Here is a 25,527-nt window from a genome sequence, read left to right on the forward strand (position 1 = left end):
TGGTTTGTAATTGTGTGTTTTCCCAAAATCCGAAAAAATCTGTTGCTATAATGAGGACACGAAAACAAACGCAATGGAGGCTATCATGAAAAAATTAATTGGAATAGCAACAGCAGCAGTTTTTGGTCTTGGGATTTTCACATCATCTGCTAATGCAGAAACTGTTGTAAAAACAGACGTACTAAACGTACGAGAAAACCCTACTACTGAATCAAAAGTTGTCGGTAAATTACAGAATGGTCATAAATTAGATGTTCAAAATACAGAAAACGGATGGTCAAAAATCAATTTAGATGGTAAAGACGCATTCGTAAGTACAGAGTTTACAAAAAGCTCTTACTATGTAACAGCTAACGTATTAAACGTACGTGCTGAAGCGAACACAAACTCAGAAATTCTTGGAACGCTGAAGAAAGACGATATGATCGAAACAACGAACCAAGTACAAAATGAGTGGTTACAATTTGAATATAACGGGAAAACAGCTTACGTTCACGTTCCTTTCTTAACAGGTACAGCACCTGTTATTGAGAAACAAGAAACAGCTGCTCCTGCTAAAGCTGCAGCACCAGCTAAAACTCAAGCACCTGCACCAGTAAAAACAGCTGCTAAGCCTGCTGTGAAAGCTGCTGAAACTAACGAACCATCTGGTGGTCGTGAGTTAACGGTTGTAGCTACAGCATATACAGCTCATCCGAGCGAAAACGGTGGCACATACGGCGGCCGTGTATTAACTGCAATGGGTCATGACCTAACAGCGAACCCAAACATGAAAATGATTGCTGTTGACCCGAAAGTAATCCCATTAGGATCTAAAGTATGGGTAGAAGGTTATGGAGAAGCAATCGCTGGTGATACTGGCGGTGCAATTAAAGGTAACCGTATCGATATTCTACTTGGATCAGATAGCGCTGCTAACAAATGGGGACGCAAAACTGTTAAAGTGAAAATTTTAAAATAACCAATGACTGCTAAATTACAGCCGGTTCTCTTTATTGAGAGCTGGCTTTTATTTTTTTATAATAGCTATAAGGAGGTTATGTCCATGAATTTACAAGCAAAGGTAGACTGGGTCGGTACACCAAAACCGTACATATATAAAGATGAAGTCACATATGACGCTACTTCAATTGATTTTTCACTCGCTGGCGATGACAATCGCTATAAATTAATTGTGCTCAAGTCTGAAGAAAATACACATTACAAAATCGTTCAATACGGAATAAAACCAGGCTCTCAAAAGCCATTCCCTATCGACATTCCATTTGAACAAAACATGTTACCTATCTTGGAACAAATATTGCGTGACCCGTATGTACAAGCGGTATTAAAGGAAGCGCGCTCTTAATTACAAAAAGGATATCACCTAGTGAAATTTTACTAGGTGATATCCTTTTTATGTTCCTTCATGAACACGAGTAGAGGAGTTTATATCAATGGTTCGACATGAAATATTAATAAGCACCTAAAGAAAAGAGGCTGTTCAAAATTGAACAGCCTCTCTCTTATTCTAATGAGTCGGACCAGATACATCCTCTGATTTCAGCGTATTATTCGCTCCAAGAGAATGGTACAATATCTTTCCATTTCCATTAACCGTAACGATATGTTCATTATTAAAACTTTTGAACTTAACAGATCCATCACCGTAACGAATATGATACTCTTCATATGTCGTTACTTTATATTTCGTTTCACTTTGACGTTCTACATTACGAATATCCATCGTTAATAGATCTTCTGTAATTCCTTTTTTGTGTAGATATTGTAAGTATTCACGGTCTTCCTTATACGATGGCCCGCTCTTATCATAATTACTTTCAATTATGCTAAAATCATTTAATGAAATCGCGCGCACATTATCATAAATATGTTTTCGCACAAATTCACCAGCTGCTGAGCTTGACGTTTCTTTCGGGAACTTTAAATAATATTTGCTTTGTTCTCCAATTTTGATGCTTTCAGATTTAATGACACCAAGATCGCTGTTTTTCTCTAAATGTACTTCAATCGTTTCATCTGTCGCTACAGGACCAAGTTTATAGCTTCCGTTACTTAATTTCCCACGCTTTTGACCGTTCACAAAAACAGCCGCTTCTTTTTCATCAGAAGAAATGGTTACATAATTTCCTTCAAGTGATAAATTCACTTCTACTGTCCCATTCTTTTCGTTTGCTAAATCCACTTCTTTTTCTGTCTCTAATTCAGTAAGCTCTGACTTCGCCTTTGCCTTTACAACATAAGCACCTGGGAAGTATGGTCCTAATTCTTTCGAAGTTTTACCACTAGAAAGCTCTGTTTCTTTTTTATCATTTACATATATTTCAGCATTCTTTGCAGTTGTGCTAACATTCATGTAATAAGATTTCATACTGAACTTATACTTCGGATATAAGAACCACTCTTTCCCGTCTTCTATAATTGTCCCATCTTGAAAAGATGCTCTTGCTGAATTTTCATCTACTGCCTCTTTTTGTAAATAGGACAATAATGTCTTATTGTACGAAGGATTATCTTTTAAATAACGTATGTATGCTTTAATATCTTCTGGCTTAACCTTTAGGCCTGGATCATCTACTTTCACAAACTCATCGATTGCACTAACATCTTTATTTTGGAATGCCTCGATCATTGCATTTACTTGCTTTTCCTTCGAAAACTTGCTTGCACCGAATTTATATGTGCCAAACAAAATAGCAAAAACAATGACAAAACCTATAAGTAAAAACATGTTTTTCTTACTTTTCACTGGCTTTGTTTCTAACTGCATTTCTGAACGCGAAGAAGCTGTTTGATCAGCAATTTCTTCTACTTTACTTCCGCAACTAGGACAAAATTTCACTTGTCCTGCAACTTGTTTATTGCATGTTCCACAAAACTTCAAGTATTTCTCCCCCTTATTTTTTTTACTAATTTCATACCTGCGAATGTTAATACGTAAGAAATAAGAAAACTACCTACTATTAAATATAGCGTGTTGCTTTGAATAGATAATATCGGTCCAGAAATTCCAGCGAACTCCTTCATAATTTCCTTAATTCCTGAGGCTGTAATATGAATTTTTGCTAATCATCACAGTGTAAACAGCACTAAACACTGCTATAGTTACGTACATATTTCGCATACAATATTGAGCCAATTTCATTCCAGCCCTAACTAGTAGAATACATGGTAGAAGAATTAATAATTCCCACCAATGTAAATCTGACAAACAAATTCTCTCCTTTTAATTACATAGTAATATACAAAATTAACATTTTATATATTACCATGATTTCCGATTATTGTAATCCAAATTTCATTTTTTCTGTTTTGAGCATTTTTTGTTTATAATGGTAAAGGAAAGAAATCTGTGTACGGAGGAATATTATGCTGCAACACTCAATTACGAAAGATGAAATTATGATGATTGCGAATGAGTTCGTTCAAGGACTTGATCCGCAGCAAGTTGCTGATCAGGAACATGTCGCTACAGCTCGGCACCTATATCGTAGTGGTGTTGTCTATAACGTTGACTTTGATGGCTATACGCTATCCGGAACTGTAAATGCTGAAGGCAGTGTATATAGCGTTCACATCCCGATTCGTAATGTCGCTGAAAGCTATTGCGATTGCTTCGCGCCAACGCAATGTGAGCATATGCTTGCTGTGTTATTATCTGCAGCTTCTAGTTTTGGGCAGGTAGGAGATGTATTAACTTTATTCAAAAATAATACGAAACCTTCCCTTCCTCCTATTCGAACTGCACGACAAGTATTGCAATCATCAGCTTTTGAAGAAATGGATTATAAAAGTTGGCAAACGTACTTTGAAAATGAATATGAATCATTTAAAAAAGAACAAGCGCGGCTCACTTATAAACAAATGTATTTTCTTATGAGTCTTTTTACAGACTTCTATACAAAATTAGAACGGAAAGCTCCGCGCATCGTTGCTATTCATGAATTATTTAAGTTGCACGCAGCACTTTATTGCTTTCAAAAATTATTAGAAGAAATTCAAGAATTTGAAGCAAACAAACTATATTCTTATCACCAACCAGTTAACGTCGTTCGCCTATTCGTTGATAAAGTTGAATCTATCGTTAGGGACCTAAAAACAGAGGCGATTCCAGAAGAATCCAAACTGATTTTACAAGAAACAGCTCGGCTCGCACATGAAGTATTCTTCTCTACCGATGCCTATACACAAGAGCGATTCTTCATTTATCGTCACATATGGGGTGAGCTGTTAAGAACAGAAGAGCAGCTACAAGAAGAAGAAAAACGAATCGATACTAAAATCAATCCACTTTCCAAAGCATTAGCATCCTCTCATCTGCTCTTTTTAAATAATGAAGATTTATCGGCAATGGAATTGCTCACAACACAGCCTGCTTCTGTTGTGAGTCTTTACTTTTATTGGTTAGAAGAGTTATTAAGTGCGATGCAGTGGGAACGTGCTAAAAACTGGCTTTCCTTCACTTATAAACAAGTAAAGGAAACGATAATGGAACAAGAGAATACCGTCTTCATACAAGATATCGTTCGATTATTTGTGATGATGTATGAGACATATGCAACGCATACGAATGAACAAGCAGGATTAGAAATGATTTTACAAGAACTCCTGCCGTATAGTTTCACAAATTATGAACAATACGTACTAGCGAAGAAACAATACCGTGCATGGGCGGAACTTCATCTCTTATATGGATTTGAGGCAATCGAACTTTTGAAAGAACCATTGAAAGATATTGAAAAAGAAGCGCCTGAAGCGGCACTTCCTCTTTATCATCTTGCCGCAATTGAAGCAATTGAAGAACGCAATCGCAAATCATATAGACGTGCCGTTCGTTACTTAAAGAAATTACGTATGCTTTATAAACGACTGAAGCGAACTGATGAATGGGATGCTTTCATTATTCACATTGCAAATTTACATTCACGTCTGCGCGCACTGCAGGAAGAATTACGGAGAGGAAAATTAATCGATGATCATACAAACTGAAGTAACAATTAGGCTACAGCATGTTAGTCAAGGTTGGTTCCTTTGGGGAGAAGACGATAGCGGTACTCCCCTATCCGTAGCAAATTGGAAAAAAAACGCATTTACCTGGCACTCTACTTCCTTCTACGGCACATTTTTAAAAGAAGCAACATATGAGGGAAAACAAGGCGTTATGCTAACGAATGCACAGGCATTTGAATACATCGCAAATAAACCGATGAATTCATTTGCAAATATGCAAATGAACGGTCCTATTACGGCTCTTACAAAGGACGCAAGTGAATTATGGGATGCTTTCGTCAGCGGCAGCTTCGCACCTGACATGAAGTATTGGTCTCAGCAGCCATCTTGGAAAGTTCAGAATACCTCAATTGAAGATGCCATGTTAGCATCTCTTTTCTCTGCCGCTGTGAACGAAAGTATTTTGCAAGATGCTCGCTCAAATGACGGATGGGAAGATGCAAAGAGACTATATGAACATTACGACTTTACGAAAAGGCAATTGGAAGCTGCACTGCACGAAGAAGATTGGCTTCGAAAAATTGGTTACATTGAAGATGATCTTCCATTTACAGTTGGCTTAAGACTACAAGAACCGCAAGAAGAATTTGAAATGTGGAAGCTTGAAACAATCGTTACGCCAAAACGTGGCGCGCATCGCATATATGTATATGAAAGTATCGATTCCTTGCCAAAACGATGGCACGATTACGAAGAACGTATTCTTGAAACACAAGAAGGATTCAGTAAGCTCGTACCGTGGCTAAAAGAGGACGACAAGTTCCGAGAAGAACTCTTTGAAACTGAAGCTTGGAACTTCTTAACCGAAGCAAGCAATGAATTACTCGCAGCAGGTATTACAATTTTACTACCATCATGGTGGCAAAATTTAAAAGCAACAAAACCAAGGTTACGCGTACAGCTGAAGCAAAGTACAGCACAAACACAGTCTTTCTTCGGCATGAATACGCTCGTTAATTTCGACTGGCGCATTTCAACGGACGGCATTGATTTATCAGAAAGCGAATTTTTCGAACTCGTTGAGCAGAACAAACGTCTTTTCAATTTAAATGGTCAATGGATGCGACTTGATCCTGCCTTTATTGAAGAAGTAAAAAAACTAATGCACCGTGCAGATAAATATGGACTAGAAATGAAAGACGTATTGCAGCAACATTTATCTAGCGCAGCGGAAACGGAAGTTGTAGAAGACGATAGTCCGTTTAGCGATATTGAAATCGAACTAGATGGATATTATGAAGAGCTTTTCCAAAAACTTCTGCACATTGGAGATATTCCAAAAGTAGATGTACCATCTTCGCTACAAGCAACACTCCGCCCGTATCAACAACACGGTATTGAATGGTTGCTATACTTACGAAAGCTTGGATTTGGAGCATTATTAGCCGATGATATGGGACTCGGAAAAAGTATTCAAACGATAACTTACTTACTATACGCTAAAGAAAACAATCCCCAAACAGGTCCTGCATTAATTGTGGCACCAACATCAGTCCTTGGAAATTGGCAAAAAGAATTTGAGCGTTTCGCACCAAGTTTACGTGTTCAGTTACACTATGGAAGTAACCGAGCTAAGGATGAGTCATTTAAAGATTTTCTTCAATCAGCAGATGTTATATTAACTTCTTATGCATTAGCTCAACTTGATGAAGAAGAACTTAGTACGTTATGCTGGGACGCTGTTATTTTAGACGAAGCACAAAATATAAAAAACCCACATACAAAACAGTCGAAAGCAGTAAGAAACTTGCAAGCAAATCATAAAATTGCTTTGACCGGTACACCAATGGAAAACCGACTTGCTGAGCTTTGGTCTATTTTCGACTTTATCAATCATGGGTATCTCGGAAGCTTAGGACAATTCCAGCGCCGCTTCGTCACACCGATCGAAAAGGACCGCGATGAAGAAAAAATCCAGCAAGTTCAACGATTTATCTCGCCGTTTTTACTGCGTCGTACGAAGAAAGATCAAACAGTCGCATTAAACTTACCAGATAAACAAGAACAGAAAGCTTATTGCCCACTAACTGGCGAACAAGCTTCCTTATATGAACAACTTGTTCAAGATACATTGCAAAATGTAGAAGGATTAAGTGGAATTGAGCGCCGTGGCTTTATACTACTGATGCTGAACAAGCTAAAACAAATTTGTAATCACCCAGCACTTTATTTGAAAGAAGAAGAACCACAAAACATCGTCGAACGCTCTATGAAAACAAAAACGGTAATGGAGCTCATCCAAAATATAAAAGACCAAAATGAAAGTTGCTTAATCTTCACTCAATACATTGGCATGGGGAACATGCTAAAAAGTATGTTAGAAGAAACATTCGGTCAGCGCGTCCTCTTCTTAAACGGGAGCGTACCGAAGAAAGAACGTGACAAGATGATTGAGCAGTTCCAAAACGGAACGTATGACATCTTCATCTTATCGTTAAAGGCCGGCGGAACAGGATTAAACTTAACTGCTGCCAACCATGTCATTCACTATGACCGTTGGTGGAATCCAGCTGTAGAAAACCAAGCAACAGACCGTGCTTATCGCATCGGTCAAAAACGCTTCGTTCACGTTCATAAACTTATTACAACGGGAACACTTGAAGAGAAAATTGATGAAATGTTAGAACGAAAACAATCATTAAACAACGCCGTCATTACAAGCGATAGTTGGATGACCGAACTATCGACCGACGAACTAAAAGAATTACTTGGCGTATAATAGCCGGATAAATGAAAAAGGAGCAAATCTCTAAATGAGATTAGCTCCTTTTTCTATGCCAAAACCAATTGCTTATTATAATTCCTGTTAACCCACCGCACGTATCAAGCAATGAATCTTGCCACATCGGTGTACGGTCTCCCGTAAACCATTGATGAATCTCATCAAATGTTGCATACCCCGCAACGAAAAGAAGGGCGTATGCAAAGCACCTTTTTCTCGAATAACCCGATCGATGAAAAGCATAATACGTCAATGAACCGAGCATAAAGAACACCATAAAATGAGCACCTTTACGAAGGAAAAACTCAACAAAACCGCCTACACCTTTATTTGCGATACTAACAGGTGTACCTCCGCCATAATCGATAGATACCCATGAAAAATGCTCTTTCACAAACTCAACATTTACATATTGCTCAATATCCGAGCGCATATCCTGTTTTTTATATGGCTGTGCTGAAGAATAGAAAATAAGCCCCATCCATAATAATACAGGAATCCAAAATAACCATTTACGATTCATTCTCCCGAAAACTCCTCTCTTAGTCTTTTAAGAGTAACAAAAAAAAGAAAAAATTTCACGCCAAAACATGACATTTACCCCCTATTTATAAAGTGAAAGGGGGTGATAAACATGGCAGTTGAAACAATCGTAATGGATTTAACTTTACGTCTCGTATTAAACGGAGGATTAGACAAAAACGGTAAAACAGTTTTTAAGAACAAGCAATTCAAACGTGTGAAAACAAACGCAGATTTAGGAAAAGTACATGAAGTAGCACGTGCTCTTGCTTCACTACAAAAATCATCACTTCACGCTGTACAACTTGTAAGCACGTCAGATCTTTCTAACCTGTAAATAAAAGGGAGGGAATAAAGCATGCAAGTACTAGAATTAATTTTCGCGAAAGAAGATGGCAAAACAGTTGTCTTTTCTATCGATAATCCCATTACACCAGTAAATGAACAAGTCGTAAATCAAGTAATGGATACCATTCTTTCTTCATCTGTATTTTCATCAATTGGTGAAAATACCCGCAAAAAAGGGGCACGCCTCATAGAAAAAAACATATCTGAAATTCAGATCACTCCGTAAATCAAAAAGACGAATCTGCATTATTTTGCAGATTCGTCTTTTTTCTTCGGCATTTCAATTGGAATAAAGATGTTTGAAAAACCAACACAAACATACTTATAATTCTCTCCGCCTAAATCAAACTCTGTCGTATATGTTGAGAAGAAAATATAATCATTTTGCTTTGTATAATGGTCGATTAATAATCCAACTTGTGGTTCAACATACTTATTTGCCAATTTTTTTCCCGCCGATGCTAAGTCGCCAAGTATACCCTCTTTGTTTTCTTTCTCAACCTCTTCTAGCTTCTTACTCACATCATTACGCTTCATAAATTGTTTTGCTGCCCAATCCGTATATTCTCCCTTACCCGGATTACTGTTTGCTAAATAAACTAAGAGAACAACAGCTAGGGCAATAATAATATACTTTTTCTTCATGCTATATCACCGCCTACTCTTTTCTATTTTCATATATATGTACAAGCGATACAAATTAGAAAGACTATCATCTATTGATTGTAAACGAACAATAAAAATTTACAATATGCAACAGAAGATTAATAATAAATTTACATAATTCGTATATAATTATATTCGAAATAATAACTTGTATAAGGGAGGATTTAGAATTATGGATAATGAAAATGATATTTTTATTTCTAGTTCGACAATGATGCTAGAGCCCTACAAACACCCTTATTACCGGACAAAAATTATCGACAGTAGCGGAAAACCTCTGTACTCTTGCCAAACAGCTATTCAACTCATAAAGAAATCTTGTCTAACACATGTTCATTCTACTTATCAAGGTAGACGTCATGCAGTCCAAGCAAATTTTAATTTCAAACAAAATGTTCCGATCCCAATTAATCATAGACAATATATTTGTGTTTTCCCAACAGAATCTCCTTCTTCTCCAAACTGTATTTGGTTGTTCTATAACCATATAGATGATATAAAATTTTTTAAGAACACTAAAAAATCTATCATTCATTTCTCAAATGGAACTACCGTAACAATACTAATAAGTCCTCATAAGTTACAGCAACAATTTTTGAAAGCTGGACATGTATTATCCCGAATGAACATGAAAGATTCACTACACTTAAAAAACCTCTGGCCACATTTACTGCCTTAAAATAAATAGAATGGAACGCAATATTTTCCTTGCCTTCCATTCTATTTATTATTCTTATCCCCTTACACTATCTCGCATTTTCTCAAGTGCTTGTCGATATAACCATCTCGTTTGATAGTACGTCATCCCCATTTCAATGGCTATCTCTCCCATCTTTTTACCTGCAAAAAATCGTTCTGAAATGATGTGCCTCTCCCTCTCATCTAACACACTCATAAAGTCCTTCGCTCTCGTTCCCGCATCTTCACACTCAAATCGTTCCTCATACTCTCCGGTGCATACATACCTCTCTTGCACTACGCATTCTTTCTTCAACCTCTCCAATATATAACCACGTACTGTTACGACAGCATAAGCAGGAAAACTACCTTTCTCCTCCTCATACCTTTCATAAGCATGCCAAAGACCAATTAAACCACATTGATAATACTCTTCATAATCTTGATAAATATTTAACCTCTTTATTTGATTTACAATCATACCTTCATACAAAACAACCGTATCTGCAAAAGTCGCTGGCTTCACACAGTACCCGTTTCTAAAAGGTATACCTCTTCAGTATTCCGCGGTACCTCTACAATATAAAATGAGAAAGGAAATTTCATTGTGGGTAATTTCAAATGCTGCTGCCGAAATTTGAAATTACACTAGGCAGTATTTGAAATTCTGTTTGAGGTATTTGAAATAGGAGTAAAAATAAAAAAGGTGACTCTAGGAAGAGCCACCTTTTCAAAATAACATATTACTTACCAAAGCCAGAGAACATACCGCCTAACATACTAAATCCAATTGTAAGGATAAAGAATATAGAAATTAAAATTATTGCCTGTTTTTTACTTAAACCGGCAACGATATGCAAGCCTAAACCAGTTAAGATCAAGCTCCAAATGTTAAACACTTCAAACGCAGAACCAATACCATAAGCAATCGTTCCCTGATCAAATAAAGGCGCTAAACTTGTATATTTATCAGTACCAGTTCCACCAAGAATAAAACCTAGCACTGCATTTAGAATACCACCAAGATAATAAACAATATTTGCATATAAGTAAATAGATAATATCTTCATATACGGTGTATCATTACTCATGAACATCATAATAACCTTATAAAATCCAGCTACAATAAACAAACCAACAATTGTTCCAAGGAAACCAAAAATCGCTCCCCCTCCAAGAGTAAACCCTTTAACCATACCTGCTGAATCGCCCTTAAGCTCTTTTGCCAACTCCGGGGTATTAACTAACGCTAAATAAGCTACTACCGCTGCCGTGATTGTCCCAAGTATAGCAAACAGGAAAAATGCCCCCCAAACCGGACTTTTCGTTTTCATTCTCTCAAACTGCACACCTGGAGAAGTAATCATTCCTAATAATGATGGCTTCTCTCCGCTAACTTTTTGCGTATTCAAATTTGCTTCCACTATAACGCCTCCTTCTATTTATATAACCCGTTCTAATGGGCGGTTCACATCCTCATTTTGAGGCTACGAACCGCCCACTAGAACGGTAATGTGTAGTAGAGAGCCCCCTCTCTACTACACTATTACTTACTCATAACGCAGTGCTTCAATTGGATCTAATTTCGCAGCTTTGTTCGCTGGAATTAATCCGAAAATAATACCAAGTGTCATAGAGAATAGTACGCCGCCAACGACAACTTCCCATGAAACGAGTGGTGGCCACTTCGCAAATGTGGAAACGATATATGCCCCGCCATATCCAAGACCAATTCCGATTAAACCACCTAGAAGCGTTAACATAACCGCTTCAATTAAAAATTGTAATAAAATTTTACTACGTGTTGCACCAAGTGCTTTTCGTACCCCAATTTCACGCGTACGCTCCGTTACAGATACGAGCATGATGTTCATAACGCCAATACCACCAACGACTAGTGAAATACCAGCGATACCGCCGATAATCATCGTCATGATGTTAGTGACTTTAGAAACATTTTCTTGGAATTCTTTTAAATTCACCAGTTCATATTTACCTGGAATTTCACTTGGCTTACGACTATTTAATACATCAACAGCTTTTTTCCCCGCGGATTCTAAATCGTCTACATTTTTAGCTTGAATTGCGATATTTTGAATATCATCTGTTCCGTATAAAACAGGCCATAACGTAAGGGGGATTAACGCTTCTTCCATTTCAAATCCCATAAACTCATTATCAGATCTATACACACCAATAATTTGCATTGGTTGCCCCTTCATCTCAATAATTTGTCCAACTGGGTTTACATCCTTAAATAACGTTTCTTCTGTTTTTGTACTAATCATCACAACGTTATTTGCATGAGAAATATCTGATTCATTTAAAGTACGTCCCTTTACAACCTTTACTTTATTAACCGCAAAATATTCATTATCAAGACCAATAACATTCAGATTTGCTTTTTTATCATTTACATCAAGCACCTCTGAATTCTGGTTTGTCGTAATAACGTGTGAAACATCTTTCACTTGTTTTACTTCCAAAATATCTTCTTCCGTTAACTTTGGTATTTCAAATCCACCTATAGCAAACTCATCATTAATATCTGGTTTAAATTGAATTGGCATAAGGTTATTACCACCAGAACCTGCGAATTTCGACTTCAACATCGCTTCCCCGCCCTGCCCAATCGCAACGACAGTAATAATTGAACCAACACCGATAATAATTCCGAGCATCGTAAGAGCTGAGCGTAGTTTATGAGCTAGAATAGAAGATAAGGCAATCTTTATACTATCTAGTAAACTCATACTGCACACCTTCTATCTTCTGTAACTTTCCCATCTCTCAGTACAATACGACGAGAAGAATAAGCTGCTACCTCTTCTTCATGCGTAACCATAACGATTGTCGTACCTTCTGCATTTAGCTTCGTGAAAATGTCCATAACTTGTTCACCAGACTTCGTATCAAGAGCACCTGTCGGCTCATCGGCCATAATGAACGTTGGATTATTTGCAATCGATCTTGCAATCGCTACCCGTTGCTTCTGTCCACCTGATAACTCACTAGGTAAATGGTGTACTCTATCTGATAATCCAACTTTCCCCAGCGCTTCAAGAGCTCTTTGACGACGCTCTGCTTTCTTCACCCCGCCATAGATGAGCGGAAGTTCAACGTTTTCCACTGCGGAAAGACGCGGTAATAAATTAAAGTGCTGGAATACAAAGCCGATATATTCATTACGAATTAAAGCTAGTTTTGACTCGTCTGCTGTTAAGATATTCACATCATTCAACATATATTCACCTTCTGTTGGACGATCTAAACAACCAATAATGTTCATAAGCGTTGATTTACCAGAACCAGACGGTCCCATAATCGAAACGAACTCACCGCTTTGAATCGTTAAACTAATACCATGTAAAATTGGCACTGCCAATTTCCCTTGATAATACGTTTTAGAAATATTATTTAACGTAATCATTTCTCTTTCACTTCCATTCCGTCATACACGTTGTCGGAAGGATTTTTAACCACCTTTTGCCCCACTGTTGCGCCTTCAACAATCTCCGTCCAATCTCCATCAGTAGCACCTTTTTTCACATTTTGTTTACGAAGCTTTCCTTTTTCTTCGATATAAACAAATGCATCTTCGCCTTTTTCTACAATGCTCTTACTTGGAACAGCAATCATCGTCTTATTCTCTAAATTCACTTGCAGAGAAACGTGATAACCTGGAGATAAACCATCTTGGCTATCAAGACTTGCCTTATATGTATATTGAGACATATTTTGAGTTCCTTCACCAGCAGCTTGAGCCATCTCCGCACTTGTTGGGAACTCACTTACTTCCGTAATCTTACCTGTCCACTTCTTCTTATTATTTGCTTTCGCAGTTACAGTGAACGTTTGATCTTTTTGAATTTGTGATTTTTGAAGCTCTGTTAAAGTCCCTTGAACTTGGAACGGATCTTTAGAAGCAACTTGCAAGAATGCTTTCCCTTGACCACCTAATGCCTGAGATGAACTTTGCGCTGCATCTTTGTCTAACTTTTGTACAACACCCGTAAAGTTACTATAAATCGTAAGTTCCTTCTGCTTTTTATTTAACTCTTCTTTTTGCAACTTCCCTTTTTCTTTCTCAAGGTCAGTTGTCTTTTGTGCCATTTCTAACTCACTTACTTGCTCTTCCATTGGGTCCGTTACTTCTTTCCCAGCCCCACTATCTTTTACCTTCTTAATTTCTTTCTTCAATGAATCAATCTTCTTTTTCCCTTGATCATAACGCATATCAGCCATCTTCTGATCAAGCTCAGCTTGCTTCATTTGAAGATTAATTTCTTCATTATCATAAGAGAATAATTTCGTTCCCTTCTCTACCTCTTGTCCTTCTTTCACTGCGATATCTTTCACTTTTCCTTTAGTCGGATCTGCATAGAAACTTTCAATATTCCCTGGCTTCACCTGACCCGAAATTAACTTCGTATTATTAAGCTTACGCTCTGTCACTTTCTCAAAGCTCACAGCCTCATTCGTCGCTGTACCTTTCTTCTTACCTTGCATAACAAAAATATTAACTGCTGCAACAATAACAATTAGTGCAATAACTCCGATAATAATCCATTTCTTCTTCTTGTTTGGAGTACGAACCGTATTTGGTAACATATTCTCGCTCCTTTTTATATCTTATAGTTTAATAGATATTTAATTATATAAAACTTTCTGAAAATAAGAGTTCCACTTACATTGTTACACTCATTTTACAAAGTTTTACACAATCATTTATATTGTAACAAAAATACCAATGATTAGAAATATGACATCCTATCTTTTAAGATAGTTTTAAGGAAAGATTACCTTATATAAAAAAAGCGATCCAAAATAATAATTGGATCGCTTTTTTATACAAACTATTATGCCACTTTAGGACCTTTTCTCTCATGCCCACGTTGAACGATGAACAAGAAGACTGTTGATAAAATTGCACCTGTTAATAGTAAGATAAAGCAACCATCCCAGCCAGAACGATCAACAATAACACCAATTGCTGCGTTTGCTACAAGACTCCCGCCTACATAACCGAACAGACCACACATACCAACTGTCGTACCTACTGCAAATTTCGGTACTAATTCCATCGCACTTAAACCGATTAAGAACTGTGGTACGTAAATTAAACATCCAATAATAGAAACGGCAATACTTACAACAAGTACGCTAGTTGCTTGCCAATATACAACCGTACCAATAACAACTCCAACCATACTAATAATACACAATGGCATACGTTTTCCTTTAAATAATTTATCACTTAAAAGACCAACAATTAATGAACTTGGAATTGCCATACCTTCAAAGATTGCGTATGCTGCATGTGCTTCATTTTTTGAAAAACCTTTAACTGTCGTTAAATAAAGTGGAACCCAATTAATAACACCGAAACGAATTAAATAAACAAATGCATTCGCAATACATAAGAACCATACAAATTTATTTTTCACTACGTATTTCATTAAAATTTCTTTTGGCGACATCTTGCTAGCATTATCTGCTTTTTCAAGATTTTCATAGTCATTACGATACTCATCAATTGGAGGAAGACCTTCAGACTCTGGTGTATCCTTCGCATTAATCCAAACAAGAACTGAAATTACCATTGCGATAATCGCTGGGAAAATAAATACGCCGCCTTGCCAATGATTTTCACCGAAAATACCTACACCAATTCCGACAAGGGGCGGCACTAGCATTCCGCCAACGTTATGTGAAATATTCCAAATACCTGTTTTCGTACCACGTTCTTTCTTTGAGAACCATTTCGTCATAACGATACTACAAGGTGGTGCTCCCATACCTTGTACAATACCATTTAGGACAAGCAATGTAACAATCATTCCAAATGAAGATGCAAAACCGAAACAAATATTTACAAGCCCTGATAAGAATAATCCGACTGCGATAAAGCGCTGGGCGAAAGCTTTATCTGATAAATTCCCCATAAAGAACTTACTAAATCCATAAACAATTGCCATTACTGAACCTAGTAATCCAATTTCAGCTGTACTAAAACCATATTCTTGTACTAAATACGTACTTGATAACGTAAAGTTACTGCGCACTAAATAATAAGCAGCATACCCAACTGAAATTCCCATTAGCACACGAATACGTAATAATTTGTATACTCTATCAATCATATCCGCCGGCAATCTCTCAATTGCAGGTGCTGGCTTAAGCCATTTAAACATATTCTTTCGTCTCCTTTTCTCACTGCTGAGAGAGACGCTGTCTATTCCATATCTCGATTATTCCACTATTTGATATATTTTTGTTCGTCCTTCTAACCGGCTGACCTTCTATCTCTTTCTGATTCTTCGCAAACATCGTTGGTACGCCAAACGAAACTTTTTCTAAAATGTGCCCCGCTTCTTCTGATAAACAATAATCAATAAATAAATCCGCAATAAGACCACTCGGTGCACGTTTTAGTTTTGAAATCGCATTGACAGACAAACCTGTTTGCTCAGGTTCATTACTTACAATAGGAAAGCCTTGTTTCTGAAGCATTCTCTGATCTCCCGCAAAATTGATGCCTATCATATATTCACCGCTCGCAACCAGTTCTGCGGGCATATAACCATTCACCGTTACTTCACCAACTTGCCTTGCGAGATTCTTAACATACTCTTTCGCTTCTTCTTCACCTAAAGTATCAATAAGTGATTGAAACAAAGTATATGCTGTGCCGGAAACATTTGGATCAGGCATTGCAATCTTACCCGTATATACCGGATCTAATAAATCTTGCCACCTTGATGGATATGGAAGACCGAGCGGTGCTATTTCTTCATTCCACCGCTCTTTATTAATCGCGATTGCCAGTTTCTCCACTTCATAACCGTACCAATAACCGTCTTTATCTTTAACAGACTTTGAAATACGGTTCGCATGCTGGCTCATAACTGGAATAGAAAGGTTCTTTTGCTTCATCATTTGATGCGCATCTACTGTGCCGCCAATAATAATATCCGCCTTCGGATTTCCAGCTTCTTCTTCCACTCTCCGAAGAAGTTCTTCTGTCGATAGGCGAATAAATTCATATGTACACCCTCGCGCTTTACAAAATGACGAAAGCAAAGCTTCACCAACTTCCTCGCGGGCTGCTACATACGCAACGAGATGACGATTATCCAAAATAGGGAGACCACTTTTATTATATTTAATAGAGGTTGTATCTCGAGAGCAACTAGACATCGCTCCTCCGATTACTAGCAAAAAGAAGAAAAAGGCTATCTTTCTCATGACACACTCTCCTTTACGAGTAAATCTGCTAGGGAGCCCTTCATATACATAACATTCCCGTTATTATCACCGAGATATTGCACAACAAAATACGATGGATACACAGAAATTGTAAGAATATCCTCACGCTCATTCTTTACATGCTTACCTGTTTTATAAGCGGTAATATAAGCGATAGGATCCTTCTGTGATTGTAATAACTTCTGAATTTCTCCGTAATCTGTAATTTGCTTTGCGTATCGAATAGAATCAAATATTTGCGTAAGATCTATAGTACGTACTACATCCCCTTGCCTCACTACAACTTCCTTTGCCTCCGCAAAGAAATTACTAATGCGCTCTGGTGTATAATACAGACTTAACAAATACGTTTGAAATGCTGAGATCATCGGATCCGTGCCATTCTTTCCGTATACATTAGCCTCATACTGGAACAAGTCACCTACTGCAAAAGTACGTTTATGTCCATTCAAGTACGTTACTTCTCCAGTAAATACTTGTTCTTGGCTCTTAGCTTCTCTCGGTTCTATTCGAATTCGGTCAAAGAATGAAACAATCGTATGCAAACGAACTTCATCCGTTACAACAATTTCTCCCCACTTCTCATGCCTTACTTTCACTTCAATAGGAAGAGATTCATTCACTCTTTGTAAAACGGCTTGTTTGTCATCCACAATTGTGATTCGATTATATATTTGCTTCTCCATAACATAAAACAAAATAAGAGAAACGATCATACAAAAGACAAACATAAGAATTTGAAATGATAGCCTTTTCATTTCTGCCTACCTCCAAGATAAAAAAACGTTGTTTCGAAAATACCGCATAATTGTTTCATAAATGTATCATTTAACCGCTTTCAAGTTTTTTATGTCTTCCATCCGTCTCGGAAGTAAAAATGTCATACATATTGTAGTTCCCATTTCTTCACTACTCTCAATTCGCATACTTCCGCCTTGCTTCTTCATAATCTCCTGACAAATGTATAAACCATAACCATTCCCGTAACTAGAAGGAAGCACCTTACCTTCCGGAGACTCATTCCATTCTGCAAGCACACCTTCATCCATACCAATACCATCATCATGAACAAAAACTTTTGCTTCCTGCTCATTTATAATTACATTCATACGAACTTGCGTAGCGTCACTATATTTAATCGTATTATCAAGCACATTCAAGAAAATTTGCTTCGTCTTATCAAAGTCCGCAACAACATGTACATCCGTTAACTCATTCATAACTTCAATTTCAAACTGCTGCAACCTAAGTTTCACAATCGAAACTGCTTCTTCTGCCAATTCTTTTATATTCACGACTGTAGGTGACACTTCAAACGTACTCGCCCCGTACTTTGAAGACTTAAGTAATTCCTCTACAAGTGATAATAGACGCTCACTTTCTACAGACACATAACGGAGGCTCTCCTGCACATCCTCCTTCGATTGTAACTTCGGAATTAAATCAACATAACCGATAATTGCCGTAAGCGGTGTTTTCAGCTCATGCGTAATGCGGTCCAAGAAATCTTTCTGTTTCTCTTTCTCTTCCTTCAGTTGCTTAATATGCAGTTCAATCCCATCAGCCATCGCATTAAAGGACGCTGAAAGCTGCGCAATTTCCACATACTCATTCAGCTCAATCTTACTTTCATAATCTCCATTCGCAAGCCGCTGCGCCATTTGTCTTAACTGATCAATTGGCTTATGAAGAGACTTCGCCAAACGAATCGCAAAGAAAATACCAGCAGCTACTAAACAAAGAGACGTCATTAAAAACGTCCAACTCACATTTGTTAAAACTTCCTTCTCATCCGTTAACCCATTTATAAAACGAATACTCCCAATGACATCGTTTCCATAATAAACCGGACTTGAAAACAAAAGAATTGGAGCTGGGTCTCCCTCCTCGAAAACATAAGATTTCTTTCCCTTCAAAGAACTCTCAATATCGATATTCCGGTGAAGTAATGCTCCCTTTTGTGTGTCTGCAACGACATCTCCATTCTTCCCAATCATCTGCACACGGACATCCATTCGCTTCGCTAAATATGAAGCAATTAAAAGCGAATTAGGACCTAGCGTCTCCACTTCTGCTTCCTTCTCTAAATAATTCATCGTATAAATTTGCGCTTCCACACTTAACTTTTCTAAGGAATCTGCCGCATTACGATACACATTCTTCTCTAGCGAAATATAAACAACCGCATACAACAGAACAAGAATTGGAATCAACAAGCCAACTATTCCAAACACCATATTTCGTTTTAAAGACATATCATCACCACTTAACAATCTAGCTTATAGCCAACGCCATAAATTGTCTTAATATACTCACCGCTCGTACCGAGCTTCTTTCGAAGTCTTTGCACCATAATATCAACCGCTCTCGTATTCCCTATATACTCAAACCCCCACACCTTCTCTAGCAACTCATCCCTCATAAACACACGCTGCGGATTCGAAACAAACAACTGACATAAATTAAACTCTCGGTACGTTAACTGAATTTCTTGTCCACTAACATGCATCTTTCTCTCCTTAGGACAAATCACTAACTCGCCTGCGCGAATTACTTCATGACTTACAGTTGCCTCCTCCTTCTTCACACGCCTGCTCATATTCTTCACACGAAGAATAAGCTCCGCATAATTAAAAGGCTTCGTCACATAATCATCAGCCCCAAGCTGAAGACCAAGTAACTTATCATTCATCTGACTCTTCGCTGTCAGCATAAGCACCGGAATATCCCTATCTTTCTCACGGAACAATCGAAGTAATTCATACCCGTCCGTATCAGGAAGCATCACATCTAAAATGAGTACATCCGGCCCTTCATTCCATCTCTCTAAAGCTTCTCTCCCATCAGCCGCCGTCAATACTTCATACCCTTCCATCTCTAACTGCATCCGAATCAAATTACGAATACTCGACTCATCATCTACTACAAGTACTTTCATCATTCTCCTCCTTCCATCCTGTATTATAGTACAGTTTAGTATAGCAAAAATCAGATAAAAAAAGAGAGGGTATTGTCGAACGTATTTTGAACGACGATACTCTCTCCTGTTATATTTCTCTCTTACACGCTCGCAATAATAAATTCAGCACGTCCTACAACTCTATATTCCCCAAAATCACTTGGTAATATGAGATGATCCCCTTGCTCAAATCGATACTTTTCAGTCCCATGTACCAACTCTCCTTCTCCATCTATTACACTTAAAAGAAGAAATGAATTTTTTTGCGTTAAGTTGACCACTCCATCTAACTCCCATTTTTTAACTGAAAAATAAGGGCACTCAATAAACTTTGTTACATGTAGATCTTCTATCTCTTCATATTGAACAGTTTGTTGATCTGAAATAAATGGTGTTTCTATCACTTCAATACTTTTCTCAAGATGCAGTTCACGTAATTCTCCCTCTGAATCTCTTCTATTATAATCGTATAATCGATAAGTAGTATCAGAGTTTTGCTGCGTTTCTAATATTAAAATACCTTCACCAATTGCATGAACAGTTCCACTTGGAACGAAGAAGAAATCACCCGGCTTCACTTTTACACGCTGTAATAGCTTGTCCCATCCTCCTTGTTCAACCATATCTACTAGTTCATCCTTTGTTTTTGCATGATGCCCATAAATAATCTCAGCACCTTCTTTACAATCAATGACATACCAGCATTCAGTCTTTCCTAGCTCACCATTTTCATTTATACGTGCATATTCATCATTCGGATGTACTTGAACAGATAAGTCACGATTTGCATCTAAAATTTTTGTAAGAAGAGGGAAGCGATCCCCCTCAATATTTCCAAATAATTCTCGATGATTATTCCACAATTGTCCTAAAGATAAGCCTTTATACTCTCCGCTCTTAACTACACTTTGTCCGTTCTGATGCGCAGCAAACGCCCAACATTCTCCCGTTTGTTCTGATGGTATTTCATATCCGAAAGAAGTTAATTTCGTACCACCCCAAATTCTTTCTTTAAAAATGGGTGCAAAAAATAGCGGTTCCGTCATGATTAAAATCCTCCATTTTATACGATGTCATCTAATAATTTATGTGCTTCTTCTTTTGTTTGGACAGATATTAATCTCTCTCTATAACTATCATCCATAAGTTTTCGTGAAAGCATTTGAAGAATCTTCAAGTGCTCATTTCCTTCACTCTCTTTTGGAACTGCGATCATAAATATTAATTTTGCATCCGTTCCGTCTAAGCTTTTCCAATCTACTCCCGATTGTTTAATCCCAAATACAACACTCGGTTTTTTTACTGCATCCGACTTCCCATGAGGAATCGCAATATTCATTCCAATACCTGTAGTACTCTCAGCTTCACGATTCATAATAGCTTGCTTAAATTCCGAATCAGAATGTAAAGCGCCTACAGTATTTAATTTCCCAATCATCTCATCAATAATATCGTCACGTGTCTCTCCCGCTAAGTTAATATCAATAAGCTCTAAACTCGTTATGTCTGTTAACTTCTGAATTTCTACCTTTTCAGCTTTCTTTTCTATTACTTGCTCTTGAACTTCTGCTACTTCCTTTGTTGCTGAAACTTCTTTCATTTCTTTTGATTCTTGTATTTCTTCAACTTTTGAAATATCTTTCTTTAATACGTTCACAATGATTGCCGTTACAATAGAACCTACAATAATAGCAACAAAGAACATGAAGACATTATCTACCGCTCCCAGTACAGCAACAATTGGGCCACCGTGTGCTACTCTATCACCTACATGACCAATCATTGCAATAACAGCGCCAGTCATTGAGCCAGCCATAATACTTGGAATCACACGTAATGGATCCTGCGCTGCAAACGGAATAGCGCCTTCTGTAATACCGAATAAGCCCATCGTAAATGAGGCTTTCCCCATTTCTCTTTCTGACTCTTGAAATTTGTTCTTTCCTATAAATGTAGCAAGTCCCATCCCGATTGGTGGAATACAAATTGCAGCTGCGATTGGTCCCATAATTTCATAATTTCCTTCTCCAATCATTGCAGAACCAAATAAGAATGCTACTTTATTTACTGGACCACCCATATCGAATGAAATCATTGCACCTAAGATTAATGCTAAAAGAATTGAACTTGAACCTTGCATACCAGCTAACCAAGCCGTTAATGATTCAAATACTTGTGCTACAGGAGCACCTATAATAAATACAAAGGCTAAACCAACAATAAGCGATGTAAATACCGGAATAATGATAATTGGCATAATTGGTTGAAGCGCTTTTGGTACTTTTAACTTTTTAATTCCTAAAGCTACATAACCGGCTAAGAAACCTGCGATAATTCCACCTAAGAAGCCAGCCCCACTCTCACTACCATAGAAACTTCCTGTTGCTGCGATATATCCACCGATCATACCAGGGACAAGTCCAGGCTTATCAGCTATACTATAAGCAATATATCCAGCTAGAATTGGAACCATAAATGCAAACGAAGCTCCACCTATTTGCTCAATCGTTTTCCAAAAAGATCCTTCTGGTATTACTAAACCACCAGGCGTTTTCTCACCACCAAGTGTTAATGCAATTGCAATTAACAATCCACCTACCACAATGAAAGGAACCATGAACGATACACCATTCATTAAATGGCGGTATATTGGATTTTGCGTTTTTCCTTGTGAATCATTTCCTTTTTCTTTCACATCCGAATGATAAACAGGAACATTACCATCTACTACTTTTTGAATTAACTCCTCTGGTTTACGAATACCATCTTTAACTCCTACAACTAGTAGCTTTTTACCTACGAATCTATCTTTATTTACTACTCGATCTGCAGCTATAATAATGCCATCCGCTTCACGAATCTCTTGCTCAGTAAGTTCATTTTCAACACCTATACCACCTTGTGTTTCAACTTTCATTTGAATTCCTAATTTATCCGCTGCTTTTTGTAAATTTTCTGCAGCCATATACGTATGGGCAATCCCATTTGGACACGATGTAATCGCTAGTACTTTCATTTTAATCCCCCTCAACCCTTATGTAAGCGCCTACAAATAATATATATCAATACTCGCTTCATAAAAGTTTTGTTTTTTACCGTAACCTCCGGAAAAAACATTATTTTACTGAAACAAACAAATAGGTAAGGCTTCTCGCCTTACCTATTCATATCTCAAATGAGATAAAAATTTTATTATATTTGTTTCCTTTATAAGCTTCTGAACAAAAACAGGTTGTTCACTTATAAAAGATAACTCATGAAATAGTTGTTTCGTAACTTCCTTTCCGTCACTCTTAACCGCCAACATAAATACGAGCGATACCTTCTCTACTCCCCAATCCAATGGTTCCTTAAGCGTAGCGACCGCAATTACTGACTGTTTAATAAGCTTAGGATTTCCATGCGGGATGGCGACCCCTGCACCAATTGTCGTTGCTGACATTCTATCTCTAGCAATCGCATTTTCCATATACTCTTTTTCTACGTACCCTTTTTCATAAAGTGATTTCGCTAATCTTTCAATTAATTCATAACGATGTTCTACTTCTTGTTGTAGAAAGACCAGAAAAGGAGTCGTGTAATTCAATAACACAAAGTTCTTATTTTCGTTAGAAGGTAGTTCATCTAGCCTCTTCATAAAATCCTCTAATTTATTTTCTTCAACCTGCTCTAATAAAGGAGACACAACACAATGAGGAATCTTTAACTGTGGAAGATCAATCGTAGAAATTATGAGCTCTACCTTCTGATTTTTCATCAAATACTCTTCTAGGTCAGACTTTGCTATACAATCCATCACATGAACATACCGAAACTTTCTTTCAATTTTTGTCCGTAATAATTGCGACATTCCTATTCCCATGTGACAAACAATAATTATATTTTTCGATACCTTTTTATCACTTAAACGCTCCATCGCTGCCTGAAAATGCAAAGTAATATATGCAGCTTCTTCCTCAGGAATTTGTAAATCCAATAATTTATTTATATCATCCAACTCATGGATTAACATATCAAACATATACGGGTACATTCGCTTAATTTCATGAAGCATTGGATTAGAAACAGACAGATTATATTGCAAACGATTTAATGTCGTATACAGGTGCATCTGTAATCCTTCTAATAAAAATTTATCCTTATTGAAATCGATTTCATTCAAACTAGACATACGCTCTATTAAATGCGATACAACTTGCGAAAGCATAGGACTACTCACATTAAGCTTATTTCTTTCCCATTCATCTTGATAGCGGAATTTCCCACCCAAAATATGAATAGCTAAATAAGCTACCTCCTCCTCAGCAAAATGGACCGTAAATACAAACTCTAACCTTGTTAAAAAATCTAAAGTCCACTCATACTCTTTCGTCTCTCGTACAATTTCCAAATCCTTTTTAGACATTGAAATTGGTTGCTTTAACTTCATTCTTCGCACCATAATTAATGTATGTAATAAAAGATTTTCTAACGTATCATCTGTAAAAAATATAGAATACCTTTTTTGTAACGCTTTCAATTCAGTCATTACAAATTCAATTTCATGATACAAAAACTGCTTTTTAATAAATTCGTTCATTAATTCCTGACTATGAATTAAATCCGATAGCTTAGCTAATGCTTTCCTCTTACTTCTCTCTTCTCCTTCTACTGTTAATCCTACCCTTTGCTTTGAAATTAACTCTAATCCTAGTTCTTCCAGCCACTTTTCGATTTTATCTAAATCTTTCTTAATCGTAGCTCGATTTATAAAATATTGCATGGCAAGCTCCTGCACCGTAACAGGTTTGACATTCATCAACAAACTATACGCAATTTGTAATACTCTTTCTTCATCTGATTCATAGCTTACAGCCTGTCTTACAGCATACAGCCTATTAAATAAATTTGCCTTATCATAATCCTTAATCTCTAAATACACACCTAAACCCGGTTTCCGAATAAGAAGTGCATCTGAATACCTTTCTAAATACTCCTCAATCACTTTAAAATCATTGCGGATCGTCTTCTCAGAACAACTTACCTTATCAGCAAGCTCCTGCACTAACAAATACTCATTAGACTCAGATAATAAAACATGTAAAATTTCCTGTTGCCTTTTATTCATCTGCTTCACCTGTCTCTTCTATCCTTTAAAAACATTATGTTACTAACTTAGTGCATTTATCATAACATATTGGTAGATTCGTGAATCGATGGATTTTATTGTTTGGAATTTGTTCATAAAAAAGAAGAGTTCGATGCATAACCGAACTCTTCTAAAAATTTATTATAAACGATTCATTATATCTTCTTTAATAGTAAGTAACTTTTGTTCACTATTTTGTAAGGAATCATCTTGTACACCAAAGTA

Annotated in this window: 23 protein-coding genes and 1 pseudogene; 7 read left to right on the forward strand and 17 right to left on the reverse strand. The window is 37.1% G+C overall.

The window, feature by feature from the left end; genetic code table 11:
- The first annotated feature begins 85 nt into the window (after positions 1–85).
- Together KI356_RS04450 and KI356_RS04455 are read left to right on the forward strand one after the other, a co-directional pair.
- Positions 86–961 (forward strand): cell wall-binding protein EntA, encoded by an 876-nt coding sequence (locus KI356_RS04450; protein ID WP_212934869.1) that lies wholly within the window; start codon positions 86–88, stop codon positions 959–961.
- An 84-nt stretch (positions 962–1,045) separates the two neighbouring features.
- Complete coding sequence (locus KI356_RS04455) at positions 1,046–1,348, forward strand: DUF3910 family protein (protein WP_212934870.1); 303 nt, start codon at positions 1,046–1,048, stop codon at positions 1,346–1,348.
- Positions 1,349–1,510: 162 nt separating this feature from the next.
- Here the strand turns inward: KI356_RS04455 and KI356_RS04460 are convergent, their stop codons facing one another.
- Together KI356_RS04460 and KI356_RS04465 are read right to left on the reverse strand one after the other, a co-directional pair.
- Positions 1,511–2,884, reverse strand: coding sequence for a zinc ribbon domain-containing protein (locus tag KI356_RS04460; RefSeq protein WP_212934871.1), 1,374 nt, complete (start codon positions 2,882–2,884; stop codon positions 1,511–1,513).
- Positions 2,881–3,208: pseudogene (locus KI356_RS04465) on the reverse strand (hypothetical protein); the annotation flags it as partial. The pseudogene KI356_RS04465 and the gene KI356_RS04460, both read right to left, overlap by 4 nt.
- 161 nt (positions 3,209–3,369) lie before the next feature.
- Here KI356_RS04465 and KI356_RS04470 point away from each other — a divergent pair.
- Together KI356_RS04470 and KI356_RS04475 are read left to right on the forward strand one after the other, a co-directional pair.
- Positions 3,370–4,989, forward strand: coding sequence for an SWIM zinc finger family protein (locus KI356_RS04470; protein ID WP_212934872.1), 1,620 nt, complete (start codon positions 3,370–3,372; stop codon positions 4,987–4,989).
- Positions 4,973–7,729 carry a DEAD/DEAH box helicase gene (locus KI356_RS04475; RefSeq protein WP_212934873.1) on the forward strand — a complete coding sequence of 919 codons (2,757 nt, stop codon included), beginning with the start codon at positions 4,973–4,975 and terminating at the stop codon, positions 7,727–7,729. Before KI356_RS04470 ends, KI356_RS04475 begins: the two co-directional genes overlap by 17 nt.
- Positions 7,730–7,769: 40 nt before the next feature.
- On the opposite strand, the gene KI356_RS04480 is transcribed toward KI356_RS04475, so the two are convergent.
- Positions 7,770–8,255 (reverse strand): VanZ family protein, encoded by a 486-nt coding sequence (locus tag KI356_RS04480; RefSeq protein ID WP_212934874.1) that lies wholly within the window; start codon positions 8,253–8,255, stop codon positions 7,770–7,772.
- Positions 8,256–8,366: 111 nt separating this feature from the next.
- On the opposite strand from KI356_RS04480, the gene KI356_RS04485 reads away from it, so the two are divergent.
- Together KI356_RS04485 and KI356_RS04490 are read left to right on the forward strand one after the other, a co-directional pair.
- On the forward strand, positions 8,367–8,591 hold the full coding sequence (locus KI356_RS04485; protein ID WP_078179479.1) for a DUF1659 domain-containing protein: 225 nt from the start codon (positions 8,367–8,369) through the stop codon (positions 8,589–8,591).
- A 21-nt stretch (positions 8,592–8,612) separates the two neighbouring features.
- Positions 8,613–8,828, forward strand: coding sequence for a DUF2922 domain-containing protein (locus tag KI356_RS04490; protein WP_212934875.1), 216 nt, complete (start codon positions 8,613–8,615; stop codon positions 8,826–8,828).
- Positions 8,829–8,848: 20 nt separating this feature from the next.
- Here the strand turns inward: KI356_RS04490 and KI356_RS04495 are convergent, their stop codons facing one another.
- On the reverse strand, positions 8,849–9,247 hold the full coding sequence (locus KI356_RS04495) for a DUF4359 domain-containing protein (RefSeq protein ID WP_002123893.1): 399 nt from the start codon (positions 9,245–9,247) through the stop codon (positions 8,849–8,851).
- A 193-nt stretch (positions 9,248–9,440) separates the two neighbouring features.
- Between KI356_RS04495 and KI356_RS04500 the strand changes: the two genes are divergently transcribed.
- On the forward strand, positions 9,441–9,947 hold the full coding sequence (locus tag KI356_RS04500; protein WP_128281785.1) for a competence protein ComK: 507 nt from the start codon (positions 9,441–9,443) through the stop codon (positions 9,945–9,947).
- A gap of 54 nt (positions 9,948–10,001) precedes the next feature.
- Here KI356_RS04500 and KI356_RS04505 read toward each other — a convergent pair whose 3' ends face one another.
- The 13 genes from KI356_RS04505 to KI356_RS04565 form a co-directional block, all read right to left on the reverse strand.
- Positions 10,002–10,472 carry a sigma-70 family RNA polymerase sigma factor gene (locus KI356_RS04505; RefSeq protein WP_002123891.1) on the reverse strand — a complete coding sequence of 157 codons (471 nt, stop codon included), beginning with the start codon at positions 10,470–10,472 and terminating at the stop codon, positions 10,002–10,004.
- Positions 10,473–10,689: 217 nt separating this feature from the next.
- The gene (gene yknW / locus KI356_RS04510) at positions 10,690–11,370 is read right to left on the reverse strand and encodes a YknW family membrane protein (RefSeq protein ID WP_128281784.1); all 681 of its coding nucleotides are present in this window, start codon (positions 11,368–11,370) and stop codon (positions 10,690–10,692) included.
- Positions 11,371–11,496: 126 nt separating this feature from the next.
- Complete coding sequence (locus KI356_RS04515; RefSeq protein WP_002123885.1) at positions 11,497–12,699, reverse strand: ABC transporter permease; 1,203 nt, start codon at positions 12,697–12,699, stop codon at positions 11,497–11,499.
- Positions 12,696–13,376, reverse strand: a complete 681-nt coding sequence (locus KI356_RS04520) for an ABC transporter ATP-binding protein (RefSeq protein ID WP_002123883.1) — start codon at positions 13,374–13,376, stop codon at positions 12,696–12,698. Before KI356_RS04520 ends, KI356_RS04515 begins: the two co-directional genes overlap by 4 nt.
- Positions 13,373–14,557, reverse strand: coding sequence for an efflux RND transporter periplasmic adaptor subunit (locus KI356_RS04525; protein ID WP_212934876.1), 1,185 nt, complete (start codon positions 14,555–14,557; stop codon positions 13,373–13,375). Before KI356_RS04525 ends, KI356_RS04520 begins: the two co-directional genes overlap by 4 nt.
- 248 nt (positions 14,558–14,805) lie before the next feature.
- Entirely contained in the window at positions 14,806–16,140 is a 1,335-nt protein-coding gene (locus KI356_RS04530) for an MFS transporter (RefSeq protein WP_212934877.1), read from the reverse strand.
- A 19-nt stretch (positions 16,141–16,159) separates the two neighbouring features.
- A complete protein-coding gene (locus tag KI356_RS04535; RefSeq protein WP_212934878.1) occupies positions 16,160–17,194 on the reverse strand; it encodes an ABC transporter substrate-binding protein in 1,035 nt (344 codons plus the stop codon).
- Positions 17,191–17,973: a DUF3919 family protein gene (locus tag KI356_RS04540; protein WP_212934879.1), complete on the reverse strand. Its 783-nt coding sequence runs from the start codon at positions 17,971–17,973 to the stop codon at positions 17,191–17,193. Before KI356_RS04540 ends, KI356_RS04535 begins: the two co-directional genes overlap by 4 nt.
- 66 nt (positions 17,974–18,039) lie before the next feature.
- Entirely contained in the window at positions 18,040–19,470 is a 1,431-nt protein-coding gene (locus KI356_RS04545; protein ID WP_212934880.1) for a HAMP domain-containing sensor histidine kinase, read from the reverse strand.
- Between the two features lie 11 nt (positions 19,471–19,481).
- Positions 19,482–20,153: a response regulator transcription factor gene (locus tag KI356_RS04550; protein ID WP_212934881.1), complete on the reverse strand. Its 672-nt coding sequence runs from the start codon at positions 20,151–20,153 to the stop codon at positions 19,482–19,484.
- Between the two features lie 122 nt (positions 20,154–20,275).
- Positions 20,276–21,220, reverse strand: coding sequence for a mannose-6-phosphate isomerase, class I (gene manA, locus KI356_RS04555; protein ID WP_212934882.1), 945 nt, complete (start codon positions 21,218–21,220; stop codon positions 20,276–20,278).
- Positions 21,221–21,237: 17 nt separating this feature from the next.
- Positions 21,238–23,190 carry a PTS fructose transporter subunit IIABC gene (locus KI356_RS04560; protein ID WP_212934883.1) on the reverse strand — a complete coding sequence of 651 codons (1,953 nt, stop codon included), beginning with the start codon at positions 23,188–23,190 and terminating at the stop codon, positions 21,238–21,240.
- A gap of 144 nt (positions 23,191–23,334) precedes the next feature.
- Positions 23,335–25,281, reverse strand: a complete 1,947-nt coding sequence (locus KI356_RS04565; protein ID WP_212934884.1) for a BglG family transcription antiterminator — start codon at positions 25,279–25,281, stop codon at positions 23,335–23,337.
- Between the last annotated feature and the right edge of the window lie 246 nt (positions 25,282–25,527).

The sequence above is a fragment of the Bacillus hominis genome (assembly GCF_018332515.1).
Taxonomy (GTDB): domain Bacteria; phylum Bacillota; class Bacilli; order Bacillales; family Bacillaceae_G; genus Bacillus_A; species Bacillus_A hominis.